General features: G+C 70.5%; 13 protein-coding genes and 1 tRNA gene. 3 read left to right on the top strand and 11 right to left on the bottom strand.

Annotated elements, in window-relative coordinates:
* On the top strand, window positions 1–489 hold the full coding sequence (locus tag ACWCO8_RS24945; protein WP_451034118.1) for a GNAT family N-acetyltransferase: 489 nt from the start codon (window positions 1–3) through the stop codon (window positions 487–489).
* Here ACWCO8_RS24945 and ACWCO8_RS24940 read toward each other — a convergent pair.
* The gene (locus tag ACWCO8_RS24940) at window positions 486–1,553 is read right to left on the bottom strand and encodes a hypothetical protein (protein ID WP_451034117.1); all 1,068 of its coding nucleotides are present in this window, start codon (window positions 1,551–1,553) and stop codon (window positions 486–488) included. The two genes, ACWCO8_RS24945 and ACWCO8_RS24940, sit on opposite strands and share 4 nt — an antisense overlap.
* 214 nt (window positions 1,554–1,767) lie before the next feature.
* On the opposite strand from ACWCO8_RS24940, the gene ACWCO8_RS24935 reads away from it, so the two are divergent.
* A complete protein-coding gene (locus ACWCO8_RS24935) occupies window positions 1,768–2,055 on the top strand; it encodes a hypothetical protein (RefSeq protein WP_451034116.1) in 288 nt (95 codons plus the stop codon).
* 111 nt (window positions 2,056–2,166) lie between these two features.
* Here ACWCO8_RS24935 and ACWCO8_RS24930 read toward each other — a convergent pair whose 3' ends face one another.
* The 9 genes from ACWCO8_RS24930 to galU all read right to left on the bottom strand — a co-directional run bounded on the left by ACWCO8_RS24930 (window position 2,167) and on the right by galU (window position 9,012).
* Window positions 2,167–2,565, bottom strand: coding sequence for a hypothetical protein (locus tag ACWCO8_RS24930; RefSeq protein WP_451034115.1), 399 nt, complete (start codon window positions 2,563–2,565; stop codon window positions 2,167–2,169).
* Window positions 2,566–2,574: 9 nt separating this feature from the next.
* On the bottom strand, window positions 2,575–3,411 hold the full coding sequence (locus tag ACWCO8_RS24925; protein ID WP_451034114.1) for a hypothetical protein: 837 nt from the start codon (window positions 3,409–3,411) through the stop codon (window positions 2,575–2,577).
* 110 nt (window positions 3,412–3,521) lie between these two features.
* Window positions 3,522–3,595: transfer RNA gene (locus ACWCO8_RS24920), tRNA-Ala, on the bottom strand.
* Window positions 3,596–3,691: 96 nt separating this feature from the next.
* Window positions 3,692–4,756, bottom strand: a complete 1,065-nt coding sequence (sepX, locus tag ACWCO8_RS24915) for a divisome protein SepX/GlpR (RefSeq protein WP_451034113.1) — start codon at window positions 4,754–4,756, stop codon at window positions 3,692–3,694.
* 142 nt (window positions 4,757–4,898) lie between these two features.
* Complete coding sequence (locus ACWCO8_RS24910) at window positions 4,899–5,522, bottom strand: GNAT family N-acetyltransferase (protein ID WP_451034112.1); 624 nt, start codon at window positions 5,520–5,522, stop codon at window positions 4,899–4,901.
* Window positions 5,519–6,136 carry a MogA/MoaB family molybdenum cofactor biosynthesis protein gene (locus ACWCO8_RS24905; protein WP_451034268.1) on the bottom strand — a complete coding sequence of 206 codons (618 nt, stop codon included), beginning with the start codon at window positions 6,134–6,136 and terminating at the stop codon, window positions 5,519–5,521. The genes ACWCO8_RS24910 and ACWCO8_RS24905 overlap by 4 nt, the downstream gene beginning before the upstream one ends.
* Window positions 6,137–6,174: 38 nt before the next feature.
* The gene (gene moaC, locus ACWCO8_RS24900) at window positions 6,175–6,660 is read right to left on the bottom strand and encodes a cyclic pyranopterin monophosphate synthase MoaC (protein WP_362013147.1); all 486 of its coding nucleotides are present in this window, start codon (window positions 6,658–6,660) and stop codon (window positions 6,175–6,177) included.
* A 59-nt stretch (window positions 6,661–6,719) separates the two neighbouring features.
* Window positions 6,720–8,000, bottom strand: a complete 1,281-nt coding sequence (gene glp / locus ACWCO8_RS24895) for a molybdotransferase-like divisome protein Glp (protein WP_451034267.1) — start codon at window positions 7,998–8,000, stop codon at window positions 6,720–6,722.
* Window positions 8,001–8,109: 109 nt separating this feature from the next.
* Window positions 8,110–9,012: a UTP--glucose-1-phosphate uridylyltransferase GalU gene (galU, locus tag ACWCO8_RS24890; protein WP_451034111.1), complete on the bottom strand. Its 903-nt coding sequence runs from the start codon at window positions 9,010–9,012 to the stop codon at window positions 8,110–8,112.
* A 116-nt stretch (window positions 9,013–9,128) separates the two neighbouring features.
* On the opposite strand from galU, the gene ACWCO8_RS24885 reads away from it, so the two are divergent.
* Window positions 9,129–9,710, top strand: coding sequence for a 5-formyltetrahydrofolate cyclo-ligase (locus ACWCO8_RS24885; RefSeq protein WP_451034266.1), 582 nt, complete (start codon window positions 9,129–9,131; stop codon window positions 9,708–9,710).
* Between the two features lie 7 nt (window positions 9,711–9,717).
* Here the strand turns inward: ACWCO8_RS24885 and ACWCO8_RS24880 are convergent, their stop codons facing one another.
* On the bottom strand, window positions 9,718–12,453 hold the full coding sequence (locus ACWCO8_RS24880; protein WP_451034110.1) for a penicillin acylase family protein: 2,736 nt from the start codon (window positions 12,451–12,453) through the stop codon (window positions 9,718–9,720).
* Window positions 12,454–12,570 lie beyond the last annotated feature (117 nt).

The raw sequence follows: 12,570 nt of genomic DNA, 5'->3' as shown, positions 1-12,570 counted from the left end.
ATGAACATACGCCCCACCACCTACGACCACCCCGACGCGGTGAAGCTCCAGGACGAGGTGATGCAGGAGTACGTCATCCGCTACGGCGGTGAGGGCGACGCCACACCGCTCGACCCGGGGATGTTCCTCCCGCCGCACGGCCTCTACCTCCTCGCGTACGACGACGAGGGCCGCCCGCTCGCGTCCGGCGCCTGGCGCACCCAGGACGCGAACGACCAGGGCTACGCCGACGGCGACGCCGAGCTCAAGCGCATGTACGTGATCCCCGAGGCCCGCGGCCTGGGCCTGGCCCGCCGCATCCTGGCAGCCCTGGAGAACGACGCCCGCGCGGCGGGCCGCACCCGCATGGTCCTGGAAACGGGCACGGCCCAACCGGAAGCGATCGCCCTGTACACCTCCAGCGGCTACGAACCGTGCCCGAAGTTCGGCCACTACCGCGACTACGACAACAGCCGCTGCTTCGCCAAACCACTCCGCGACGGCCTCTAGCCCTGCAGCGAGAGCACATCCACCCACACGTCGAACCGGTCCGCCTCACCCGCGTAGTTCCCCCGGCTCCCCCGGGCCTTCCGGAGAGCGCCATACCGCCGGACGAAGTCGTCGGCCTTGCGCGCGGTCACTGCGGGCAGAAGGTCCCGGATGGTGGCGTTCCACTCGAACGCCGACTTCTCGTCGTGCAGCTCGGCCGGCGGAAAGATCTCCTGGCAGGCGGCCCAGCAGATGAGGTCCGGCGCGTACGGGATGAGGTGTCCGGGTCCTTCCTTGCGTCGGCCGGGCATGGCGTCCAGGACCTCCCGGGCCCCGCTCCAGGCCTCGACCGCGCGCAGCACGCCCAGCGGGCTCAACGAATCGTGGAAGAGGCTCAGGTAGAGCGGCGACCCGACGGCGCTCCAGAGCTTCTGGAGCCCTTCGCCGGTCGAGGCGAGGTACGCCGCCTCGGGCAGCGGACCGGGCGCCAGACAAGCGAGCGCGCGGGTGACCACCGGCATGGTGAACAACCGCCCGTGGGGGCCCGCCACAGCGCCACGCCACGGGTGGAAGGAGCCGGTGCCCTCCCAATCGGCATTCATCAGCCGCACGATGTTCGGGCACCGGATCAGGGCGTCCTGGGCTGTCGACGCGTTGACGGGGTCGTTGCCCGTGTGGTGCAGGCGACGCACGACGTCCCGGCTCGGGCCGCAATGGATCTCCAGGCGCAGGGTGGAGGGTTCCACGCACTCCTTGTCCCGCGCGGCGACCGCATCGGCGACGATCTTCAGCCGCTGGAAGCCGTCGATGCACTCCACCCCGTAGACACGGAGCGTTCCGCCGAACCCCCGCAGGTCCGCACCGTCGGCGGAGAGCTGGACGACGTCCGCCCCGAGAACCACGCACCCCACCCGCCCGAACTCCTCCGGGGCGGTCCGAAGGATCTCCGCGAGTGCACTGTTGGCCGGCGTGGCACCGAGGTAGCCGCGCCGCGCCCGGAGCCGACGCACGGAATCGGGCGAACCAGCCAGATCCGCGAGCTCCGCGGCCGGGACGTCCACCACCCATCCATGCGGGGTCTGCATCGTGTGACGCGGGCGCAGAGTGAGATCGGGTCCTGCCTGAAATGTCCACAGGGCGGACGAGGAGTCGGAATACATACACGGCTAACTCACCGAGACCGACGTTGGTCGCGGCCGGCACTCGGTCGAACGGGGCGAGGCCGGCCGGCCACACCCCTCGTCGTCGACGCCACCGCTGCCCTGGCAAGTACCTCAAGGACGAGAAGGAGTGAGTCACGTGCGCCGATCGCCCGTGCTGTGTGACGCCTGCAAGCACCTACAGCGCCGCCGGAATCCCGAGTCACGGACCACGGCTGACCGACACATCATGTACTGCGCCGCCTTTCCGGAAAGCATTCCGCGTGACATCTTTCCCGGCGGGTTCGACCATCGCCGTCCTTACCCCGGGGATGGCGGCTTGATGTTCGAACTGAAGGACGGGAAGGAGAAGATCGTGGCCTTCTACGAGGCAACGGTGCCGGAGGACCGCAAGACGCGAGCTTCCGATGGTGGCACGAAGAAGTGACCTCGAAGGGCTCGGACCGCCTCTCACCCTGCGGCGGCCCGAGCCCTCGGCAAGCGGATGATGCCGGGCTCGACGGGCGGCACTGCACCGCCCTCCTGGTCCCGCGCAAACTCAGGAGCGCGCGTTCCGGCTGCGGCGCAGGAACTCCAGAGCGGCATCCTGGATCGCCTGTTCGGGCTTCTCCGTTCGGTACCCGCGGGACTTGATGTACTCGTAGAACTCCGCATCCGGACCGAAGCCGTGGTGCTCCAGGTAGTACGCATGAGCTCGCGTCCAGATCCAGGCACCATCGGTCACCGTCGCGACCGGAACGACCTTGCCCTTCGACGCATCGAGCTGGTCCGGGGCCAGTCCCGCCGCCCGTTCGATCGTGACGCCACCGTGTGACAGGAATTCAAGCAGGCGCTCGCGCTCGACCTGGTCGGCGATGCGTGGCCTGGACTCGTCGAAGTACGGCCCGGACTTCGGGTCGACACCGTCGAACAACCGCGCACGCTTGAACTCCACCACTTCGCTCCCTCAGCTCTTGTCGTTCGGTTCGAACGTTACCCACTCGCCGTCGGGCGGCCAGGTCGACTGCATGTCGCCGTACTCGTCGAAAACTCCGGACGCCACCCAGGAGTTGCCCTGGGAGTCGGACCACGCCAACTCCGTCGGGGCGGTCACCGGAACCCCCAGATTGTCGGCGAGTTCCTGTGCGAACGGCTCGTCACCCTGCCCGGTCTCACACGACATCAATCTGATGGGCTCGCCGTCCCAGTCCGAGTTGTCGCTCGCGAGGTAGGCACCAAGCTCTTCCGCGTCGAGACTTCGCCCATCAACCTCGACCGAGTCAGGGGTGCCGTGCAGATCCACGGTGAAGGCACCTTGCTCGGGTTCCAGCTTGGAAGCCATCTCCCGCATCTCGGTGTCTTCCTCGCCGTAGAAGGCTTCGCCCGCATCGGTCGTCAGCTTGCGATCGTCCAAGTGGGACACCGCGTCCGACAGCTGGTCCGCCGGCTCGACCGGTTCCACGGGCTCCACCGGCTCCGCCGAGTCCGGTTGATCCTCTTCATCAAGGTCGTTCAGATCCTCGAGGAACACGTCATCCGGTTCCGCCGGATCCGACTCCTCCGGCGTGGACTCCTCAGCGGCGCTCCCATCAGGAGCGTCGGGCTCCTCCGGGGCGTCGGTATCGGATTCGGATTCGGTTTCGCCTGCCGAACCATCCAGCAGCTCATCGGCCGCAGGGAGCTCCCCGTGAGAGTCGTCCTGCTCGGGCTCGACGGGCTCCAGCGACTGGTCGTCGAGATCCTCGGCCGGTGGCACCTCGTGAGCCGCACCGGTGGGATTCTCGGCGCCGTACAGCTCGCTCATACCGCCCTCCCCCCTGGAGACCTTCCCCGAAACGACGAGATCCCGCCCGATCTTGCGATCGGACGGGATCTCGTCAACGTCCTTGAGAGCTACTCAAGAACTGTCGTTTGTGGACCTGTGGGGATTTGAACCCCAGACCCCCTCGATGCGAACGAGGTGCGCTACCAGACTGCGCCACAGGCCCTTGCGACGTGTGAAACATTAGCATCCCGATCGGGGTGCATGGAAATCCGTTCCCCCGCAGGTCAGCCGAGGGCTCTGGGGAGCCCTCGGCCGGGGGTCATTCGTTGGCCGCGCGGGGGCGGTCGTCGTCCGCGTACTGGTCGAAGAGGGGCGTGCGGCCGTGGTCGCGGCGGGGGCGGGGCTGGGTCGTGCGCTGGCGCGGGGCCGGGTTCGGGGTGGGGGCGGAGGTGGGGGTCGCCGGGGGTGCTTCGCCGCCCGCCGTGGAGGAGCGGGCCGAGCTCCAGGTCTCCGGGTCCGTGATGTCGATGCCGCTCGTGGCGCGCGGGGCGACCGGAGCGGTGACGTACGTGGGGAGCGGGACCGGGACCGGTTCCCAGCTGTCGCCCCGGGCCGGGCCGCGTTCGCGCTGCTGGTCCACCCACTCCGCGTGGTCCGTCTGCTCGACGAGAGCGCGGCGGCCGGCCTCCTGCGGGGAGACCTCGGGGGCCGACTCCGGTTCGGGTCGCGCCGGCTCGTCCTCCGGCTCGGCGGGCGCGGCCGGGCGGCGCGGGCGGTTCTCCCGCAGCCGGGCCGCCGCCGCCTCCGCGCGCCGACGGTCCATCACGTACACGAACCGACGGCGCTCCGTCGTCCGCAGATGCACGATGTACGCGCTCAGCAGCACCGCCGGGACCGCCGGCGCCCACAGGAACGCCAGCCCGCCGACCGCCGCGACGACCGCGCCGAGGGTGAAGGCGAGGAAGAGGACGACCGTGGTCCGGCGGCGCCGGGCGAGGACCTTGCTGCGCCGGGCCCGTTCGACGGACGCCTTCGAGGGCGCCTTCGCGGGCCGCCGCACAGGCGCCGGCGCCGGCGCGGGAGCCGGTTCCGGGACCTCCAGCCGGGCTTCCGTCCTGGCCGCGGGCGCGGAAAAGGCCCGGACGTCGACCGAGCTCACATGCTCGGTCTCCACGTCCGGGTCGACGCCGGGCTCCCGGTCCTTCAGCTCCTTGGCGTACCGACGCTCCATACCCGCCCGTCCGGACAACAGCCGGATGGCGGTGCTGAAGCGTTCCGTCGGACGGGCCTCATTGAGCTCGTCCTGCCTGCGGAGCCACATCGGCACCAAGTAGGCGGCCCAGGCCCCGACAATGACTGCGTAGATGAGGCCGCTGCTGCTCACGCCTCACACCGTAGAGGGGTTCGCGGGAGGGCATCGGCCAATTGGCCCGGTGTGTCGCACGATCTGGCTGATATCACTGAACTTTTTTGTGATTGTTCAGATCGATTGGCGATCAACTGCTGATTGAATTCGAACGTTTATTTCATTGTGCGGGGTGCGAGGGTCGCGCCTGGTGCCAGCGCCGCACCAGCCCCTCGGGGACTTCCTCCGCCGTGAGCGCGAAGACCAGATGGTCCCGCCACGCCCCGTCGATGTGGAGGTAGCGGGGGCGCAGCCCCTCCTCCCGGAATCCCAATTTCTCCACGACCCGCCGCGAGGGATGGTTCTCCGGGCGAATGCAGACCTCGATCCGGTGCAGCCCGACGTTGCGGAAGCAGTGGTCGACCACGAGCGCGACCGCCGTCGGCATGACGCCCCGGCCCGCCACCGCGTTGTCCACCCAGTACCCCACATGGCCCGAGCACATCGAGCCCCACGTGATCCCCGCGACCGTCAGCTGACCGACCAGCTGCCCCCGGAACTCGATCACGAACGGCAGCATCCGGCCCGCGTTCGCCTCGCCCCGCAGATGGCGGACCATCTGCCGGTACGTCGGCCGCTGCGCGACCGGGGCACCCGGCGCCGCCGGCGGGATGGTCGCCTCCCAGGGGCGCAACCAGTCCCGGTTGCGCCGGTTCACCTCGCGCCAGGCCCGCTGGTCGCGCAGCTTTATCGGCCGCAGCACGACATCGCCGTCGGCGAGGATCACGGGCCAGGACGGGATCATGACGGTCTCGGGTGGTCGCCGCCGCGGATCTGGTCGACGGCGTGGACGAGAAGGTGCTCCAGGACGGCGAGGCCGTCGCGGACCCCGCCCGCCGAACCCGGCAGGTTCACGATCAGCGTCCCGCGCGCGACCCCCGCGAGGCCCCGCGACAGCGCGGCCGTCGGCACCTTGTCCCGGCCGTACGCGCGGATCGCCTCGGGGATCCCGGGGATCTCCCGGTCGAGGACCCGGCGGGTGACCTCGGGCGTGGCGTCGGTCGGCGAGATGCCCGTACCGCCGGTGGTGAGGATGACGTCGTAGCCGGCCTCGATCCCGGCCCGCAGCGCCGCCTCGACGGGCGCGCCGTCCGGGACGACCTGCGGGCCGTCGACCGCGAAGCCGAGCCGCGTCAGGCCCTCCGCGATCAGCGGGCCGCCCTTGTCCTCGTACACCCCGGCCGCGGCACGGTTGGAGGCGGTGACGACGAGCGCCGAGTAGGGGGAGGTGAGGGCGGCGCCCGAAGGGGTCCGGGGCTCGGGGGCCGTCCCGGCGTCGGCCGCTCCGGCCGTGTGCGCCGCATGGCCCTCGTGGCCGTGCGTCTCGCCCACGCGCCCCGCGCGCGCCTGCGCGTGCAGCCCGGCCGCCGCGGAAGCGTCGGCCGCGTCCGTCCTCGTCATGACTCGGTCCTCGTCCACGTGCCCGACTTGCCGCCCGTCTTCTCCTCCACCCGTACGTCGGAGATGACCGCGCCCTTGTCGACCGCCTTGACCATGTCGACCACCGTCAAGGCTGCGACCGAGACCGCCGTCAGGGCCTCCATCTCGACGCCCGTGCGGTCCGTCGTCTTGACCGTCGCGAGGATCTCCACGGCGTCGTCCGCGACCGTGAGGTCGAGGGTCACGCCGGAGACCGCCAGCGGGTGGCAGAGGGGGATCAGGTCCGGGGTCTTCTTGGCGCCCATGATCCCGGCGATCCGGGCGGTGGCGAGCGCGTCGCCCTTCGGGACGCCCTCGCCGCGCAGCAGCTCGATCACGCGCGGCGAGACGAGGACACGGCCGCTGGCGCGTGCGGTCCGCGCCGTGACGTCCTTCCCCGAGACGTCGACCATGCGGGCCGCCCCCGCCTCGTCGATATGGGTGAGTCCTTGCTGCGTGCTCATGGCCGTGACACTCCCGGTCGCTGTGTGGGACGCCACACGGTACCGCCACCAGGGCCTCCTCAGCCGAGGAGGACCACGTCCAGGTCGGCGCCCGGCGCCACCTCCGTATTGTCCTCCGGTACGACGAGCAGCGCGTTCGCGTGCGCGAGCGCGGCGATCAGATGCGAGCCCGCTCCGCCCACCGGAGTGACGGTGCCGGTCTCGGCGTCGTACGTCCCGCGCAGGAACTGGCGGCGGCCGGCCGGGGACGACAGCGCCTTGTCGGCGGCGAGCACGGCCCTGACCGTCGGCCGGTGGAGCTCCTCCAGGCCCATGAGCGCGCGGATCGCGGGGCGGACGAACAGCTCGAAGGAGACGTACGAGGAGACCGGGTTGCCCGGCAGGGCGAGCAGTGGCGTGTGCTCGGGGCCGATCGTGCCGAACCCCTGCGGCTTGCCCGGCTGCATGGCGAGCTTGCGGAAGTCGACCTGGCCCTCGAACTGGCCGGCCGACGTCAGCGCCTCCTTGACCACGTCGTACGCGCCGACGCTCACCCCGCCCGTGGTGACGAGGAGGTCGGCCCGGATCAGCTGGTCCTCGATCGTGGCGCGCAGCGTGTCGGCCTCGTCGGTGACGGCGCCGACCCGGTAGGCGATCGCTCCGGCGTCGCGCGCGGCGGCGGCGAGCGCGAAGCTGTTCGAGTCGTAGATCTGGCCCTCGGCCAACTCCTCGCCGGGCTGTGCCAGTTCGCTGCCGGTGGAGATCACGACCACCCGCGGGCGGGGGCGTACGCGCACGGTGGCGCGGCCGATCGCCGCGAGCAGCCCGATCTGCGGCGGGCCGAGGACGGTGCCCGACTCCAGAGCGAGGTCGCCGGCCTGGACGTCGCTGCCGCGCGCGCGGACGTGCGCCCGGGCCTCGGCGGGCCTGTGGACGCGGACCTCGCCGCCCGCGCCCTCGGGGGCGGCGCTCGCGGCGCGCATCCCGCTGGCGGCTCCCCCGCCCGTACCGCCGTCGGTCCACTCGACCGGCACCACGGCCTCGGCGCCGGGCGGCAGCGGGGCGCCGGTCATGATGCGGGCTGCCTCGCCGGGGCCGACGTCCGGGAGGCCGCCCGCGCCGGCCGCCACGTCGCCGATGACGGTGAGGACCGCGGGGAACTCCTCGGTGGCACCGGCGACATCGGCGACCCGGACCGCGTAACCGTCCATGGAGCTGTTGTCGAACGGGGGCAGCGCGACCGGCACGGTGACGTCCTCGACGAGGACGCAGCCCTGGGCGTCGGGCAGTTGCAGCTCGATGGGTTCGAGCGGGGTGATCGCCCCGAGGACGTCCGCCAGGTGCTCGTCCACCGACCACAGGCCACGGGACGGCCCCGCGCAGGGATCCCCGGACTCCTGCTGGGAGGACGCCTCTGCCTTGTCCTCCGCCGGGTCGCCTGGCACCGGTGCCGTGCTGCTGCTCAAGGTGCTACATCTCCTCGCTGACGTACTTGCGGAGCCAGGCCCGGAAGTCCGGTCCCAGGTCTTCACGTTCGCACGCCAGTCTGACAATGGCACGCAGATAGTCCCCGCGGTCACCGGTGTCATAGCGCCGGCCCTTGAAGACCACACCATGGACCGGGCCGCCGATCTTCTCGTCCTTGGCGAGTTTCTGCAGGGCGTCGGTCAGCTGGATCTCGTTGCCGCGGCCCGGCTCGGTCTCGCGCAGTATCCCGAAGATGGCCGGATCCAGTACATACCGGCCGATGATCGCGTAGTTGCTCGGCGCCTCGTCCACGTCCGGCTTCTCGACCAGGTCCGTCACCTTCACGACGTCGGAGTCGATCGTCGCCTCGACCGCCGCGCAGCCGTAGAGGTGGATCTGCGAGGGCTCGACCTCCATGAGGGCGATCACGCTGCCGCCCTCGCGCTCCTGGATGTCCACCATCCGTGCGAGCAGCGGGTCGCGCGGATCGATCAGGTCGTCGCCGAGCAGGACGGCGAAGGGCTGGTCGCCGACGTGCGGGGCCGCGCAGAGCACCGCGTGGCCGAGGCCGCGCGGGGCGCCCTGACGCACGTAGTGCATGGTGGCGAGGTCGCTGGACTCCTGCACCTTGGAGAGGCGCTCCTCGTCGCCCTTGCGGGCCAGCGCCTCCTCCAGCTCGTAGTTCCGGTCGAAGTGGTCCTCGAGAGGCCGCTTGTTCCGGCCGGTGATCATGAGGACGTCGGAGAGTCCGGCCGCGACGGCCTCCTCGACGACGTACTGGATCGCGGGCTTGTCGACGACCGGCAGCATTTCCTTGGGGGTGGCCTTGGTGGCCGGGAGGAACCGCGTGCCGAGACCGGCGGCCGGGATGACAGCCTTGCTGATCCTGGGAGGCGACTGAGTCATGCGGAGCACCATAGCCGTTCGGTATGAGAGGAAGATGGGGCTCCGATTAACTTCCTGTGCATAAAGACAGTTACGAGAGGTTAGTGAAGCCACGTGATGTCCCGGTGACGGCCGACATGACCGAAAAGGCCGCCCTGCGGCGCCAACTGCTCTCCGCCCGCGCCCAGCTGACCGGCCATGATGTCGAATCGGCCGCCGAGCTGCTCGCGCGGGGTGCGCGGGAGCTCGCCGAGCTGGCCGAAGCCTCGACCGTGGCCGCGTACGTGTCGGTGGGCCGCGAACCGGGCACGCGCGCGTTGCTGGACGTCCTGCGCGCCCGGGGCGTCCGCGTCCTGCTCCCGGTCCTGCTGCCCGACAACGACCTCGACTGGGCCGCGTACGAGGGCGCCGAGAGCCTGGCGAAGGCCGGCCGGGGGCTCCTGGAGCCGACCGGTCCGCGGCTCGGCCCCGAGGCCGTGTGCGCGGCGGACGTGGTCCTGCTGCCCGGCCTCGCGGTCGACGCGCGCGGGATGCGGCTCGGGCGGGGCGGCGGCTCGTACGACCGGGTCCTCGCCCGGCTCGCCCGGGCGGGCGCGGACCCGGCTCTCGTCGTCCTCCTGTACGCGAACGAGGTGGTCGCCCGGGTCCCGGAGGAACCGCACGACCACCCCGTGCACGCGGTGGTGACCCCGGAGGGGGTCGTCCGCTTCACCCCCTAGCCGGGGATTACGGCTTCAGGAGCAGCGTGTCCTTCGTCGAGGCGTCGACCGCCGCCTTGCCGAAGGGCCAGTCGAGCAGCTCGCCCTTGACCCACTTGTCGGTCTGGTCGGTGTAGTTGTCGTGGTACGCGTGGCCCGAGGCGCCCGACAGGTTGATCCAGCGGGACCGGTCCCAGTCGCCGACGTTCACGACCATGCGCATCGACGGGACCCAGACGACCCCGTAGCCGCCGGCTGCGTTCCAGCCGGTCGCGTTGACGGCCGCCTCGCCGCCGCCCAGGTTCCAGGGGCCGCGGTTCAGCAGGGACTGGACGAAGCCGGGACCCGCGGTGCCGAGGGTCTGGTTCTGCAGGGTCAGCTGGTGCAGCCGGCCCCAGCTCCAGGTGGAGACGTCCTTGCCGAGCTTGGCGGTCAGCTCCCAGCGGGCGTCCTCCATGGCGCGGGCGAGCAGCTGGTCACGGGTCTCGGTGGCCTGGTCGGTGCGGTTGGCCTCGGTCTTCCACCACTCGCTGTTCTCCTGCTTGAGCAGCGGGCGGACCACCTCGTACCAGCGGTCGCCGCCGTCCGGCTGCGCCGTGTCCGCGTCGCGCTCGCCGCACTCCCGTACGCGCTTGTTCTGCTCGTCGACCGGGAGCCCTGTCAGGTCCGCCGGGCGGACGCTGATGCAGTCGTCCTCGGCCCGCAGCTCCTTGGGCAGCTTGTCGCCGAAGGCGAGCTTGAGGACATTGCGCCAGACCGCGTTGAAGTACGCGGCGGCGGCCGAGTCGGGCTCCTGGGTGTAGTCCCAGCCTTCGAGCAGCTTCTGCGCCTCGCGGACGTACGGGTCCGAGATGTCGATCTTCAGCAGGAGCGGGTTGAGCAGGGTCGCGATCTCGCTGCGGTTGTCCATCTGCATGGTCCGCATGTCGTCGGGCGAGATCTTCCCGCCGTCCTTGATCTTCGACTCGACGAGGTCGTTGATCCGCTGGCTGCGCGAGCCGTAGCCCCAGTCCTCCGTAAGGAGGTAGGGGTACTTCTTCTTGTCGACGACGGCCTGGTTAGCGGTGACGATGTAGCCGCGGTCGGGGTTCAGCTCGTACGGCAGCTCGTCGTACGGGATGTAGCCCTTCCACTTGTACCGGGAGTCCCAGCCGGGCGCCGGTACGGTGCCGTCGCCCTTGGCGCGCACCGGGATCTTGCCGGGCGCCTGGTAGCCGATGTTCTCGGCGTCGGCGTAGATCAGGTTCTGGGAAGGGACCTCGAAGTTCTCGGCCGCGGCGCGGAACTCCTTGAAGTTCTTGGCGCGGTTGAGCTGGAAGATCGCGTCCATGGACTTGCCCGGCTGCAGGGCGGTCCACTGGAGGGAGACGGCGTAGCCGTTGCCCCGGTCCGGGGCCGCGTTGCCGACCGGGGCCTTCTGGCCGACCTTCTCCAGTTCGGAGGAGCGGTCGGAGACCAGGGGGCCGTGCTCGGTCGAGCGGATCGTGATCTTCCGGTCGCCGCCGCCGGCGACCTTGATGATCTCGTCGCGGACCGTGAACGGCTTGACCTTGCCGTCCACCATGTAGCCCTTGTCCGAGACCTTCTCCAGGTAGAGGTCGGTGACGTCGGCGCCGAGGTTGGTGAGGCCCCAGGCGACGGTGTCGTTGTGGCCGATGATCACGCCGGGGGTGCCGGAGAAGGTGTAGCCGGAGACGTCGTAGCGGCAGGTGGCCGAGACGGAGCGGCAGTGCAGGCCCATCTGGTACCAGAGGGACGGCAGCATCGGGGCGAGGTGCGGGTCGTTGGCGAGCAGCGGCTTGCCGGAGGTCGTGTACTGCCCGGAGACGACCCAGGAGTTCGAGCCGATGCCGTTGCCGTTCGGGCCGAGCAGGGCCGGGATCTCGTCCAGGGAGTCGGAGAGCGCGCCCAGCTGGCTCTGCATGCCCTGCAGCGCACTGCTGGAGCCGGAACCGGTGCCTGTGCCGTCACCGTCGCCGTTCTTCGACGCCGAGGCCTTCGGGTCGAACTTCCCCGACTCCTTGTCGACCGCGCCGCTCTGGACGATCGGCTGGTGCAGGTCGGTCGGGTAACCCGGGTAGAGCTGCTTGATCTGCGCCGCGCTCAGCCGGCTCGTCATCAGGGAGCGGTCGATCTCGTCCTGCATGTTGCCGCGCAGGTCCCAGGCCATCGCCTTGAGCCAGGCCACCGAGTCGACCGGCGTCCAGGGCTCGATCGTGTAGTCGCCGGTGAGGGCGAGCGCCGCGTACTCGACGGAGATGTCGGATGTGTCCCGGCCCTTGAGATAGGCGTTGACACCCTCGGCATATGCCTGGAGGTTCTTCTTCGTCTCCGCCGACAGGACCTTGTCGTACTCCTGCTGCGCGACCTGGCGCCAGCCCAGCGTCCGCAGGAAGGCGTCGGTGTCGACCTGGCTCTTGCCGAACATCTCCGAGAGGCGGCCCGCCGTCATGTGACGGCGCACGTCCATCTCGTAGAAGCGGTCCTGCGCCTGGACGTAGCCCTGGGCGCGGAAGAGGTCGGCCTCGGTGTCGGCGTAGATCTGCGGCACCCCGTAGGCGTCGCGCTTCACCTCGACCTCGCCGGACAGACTGTCGAGCCGGAGCTCGCCCGTCGTCTGCGGGAACGAGGCGCGGACGGTGCTGACGCCCCAGTACCCGCCGAAGCCGACGCCCGCGACCAGTGCGAGGGCCAGGACGAGGACGATCAGGCGGGCACGCCGCCCCTTCTTCTTGGCGGGGGGCGCGGTCGTGTTGGAGGGCATCGCTGTCCTTCGAGGGGCAGGGTGGTCCTGGAGTACGGGAGCAACCTTAGGCGCAGCGTCCGGACGGCCCGGACGCGGTGTCCCAAGGAGGCCGCCCAAGATCGCACTGGCGATCGA

This window comes from Streptomyces sp. NPDC001927, assembly GCF_053594455.1.
Note: the sequence above shows the minus strand (reverse complement) of the source record. Positions and strands in the feature narration are given on the sequence as shown.

What these genes read in the sequence shown, in the direction of transcription:
- galU (WP_451034111.1), bottom strand. Translation starts at nt 9,012, where the DNA reads ATGACTCAGTCGCCTCCCAGGATCAGCAAGGCTGTCATCCCGGCCGCC.
- ACWCO8_RS24945 (WP_451034118.1), top strand. Translation starts at nt 1, where the DNA reads ATGAACATACGCCCCACCACCTACGACCACCCCGACGCGGTGAAGCTC.
- ACWCO8_RS24925 (WP_451034114.1), bottom strand. Translation starts at nt 3,411, where the DNA reads ATGAGCGAGCTGTACGGCGCCGAGAATCCCACCGGTGCGGCTCACGAG.
- ACWCO8_RS24885 (WP_451034266.1), top strand. Translation starts at nt 9,129, where the DNA reads ATGACCGAAAAGGCCGCCCTGCGGCGCCAACTGCTCTCCGCCCGCGCC.
- moaC (WP_362013147.1), bottom strand. Translation starts at nt 6,660, where the DNA reads ATGAGCACGCAGCAAGGACTCACCCATATCGACGAGGCGGGGGCGGCC.
- ACWCO8_RS24880 (WP_451034110.1), bottom strand. Translation starts at nt 12,453, where the DNA reads ATGCCCTCCAACACGACCGCGCCCCCCGCCAAGAAGAAGGGGCGGCGT.
- ACWCO8_RS24910 (WP_451034112.1), bottom strand. Translation starts at nt 5,522, where the DNA reads ATGATCCCGTCCTGGCCCGTGATCCTCGCCGACGGCGATGTCGTGCTG.
- ACWCO8_RS24940 (WP_451034117.1), bottom strand. Translation starts at nt 1,553, where the DNA reads ATGCAGACCCCGCATGGATGGGTGGTGGACGTCCCGGCCGCGGAGCTC.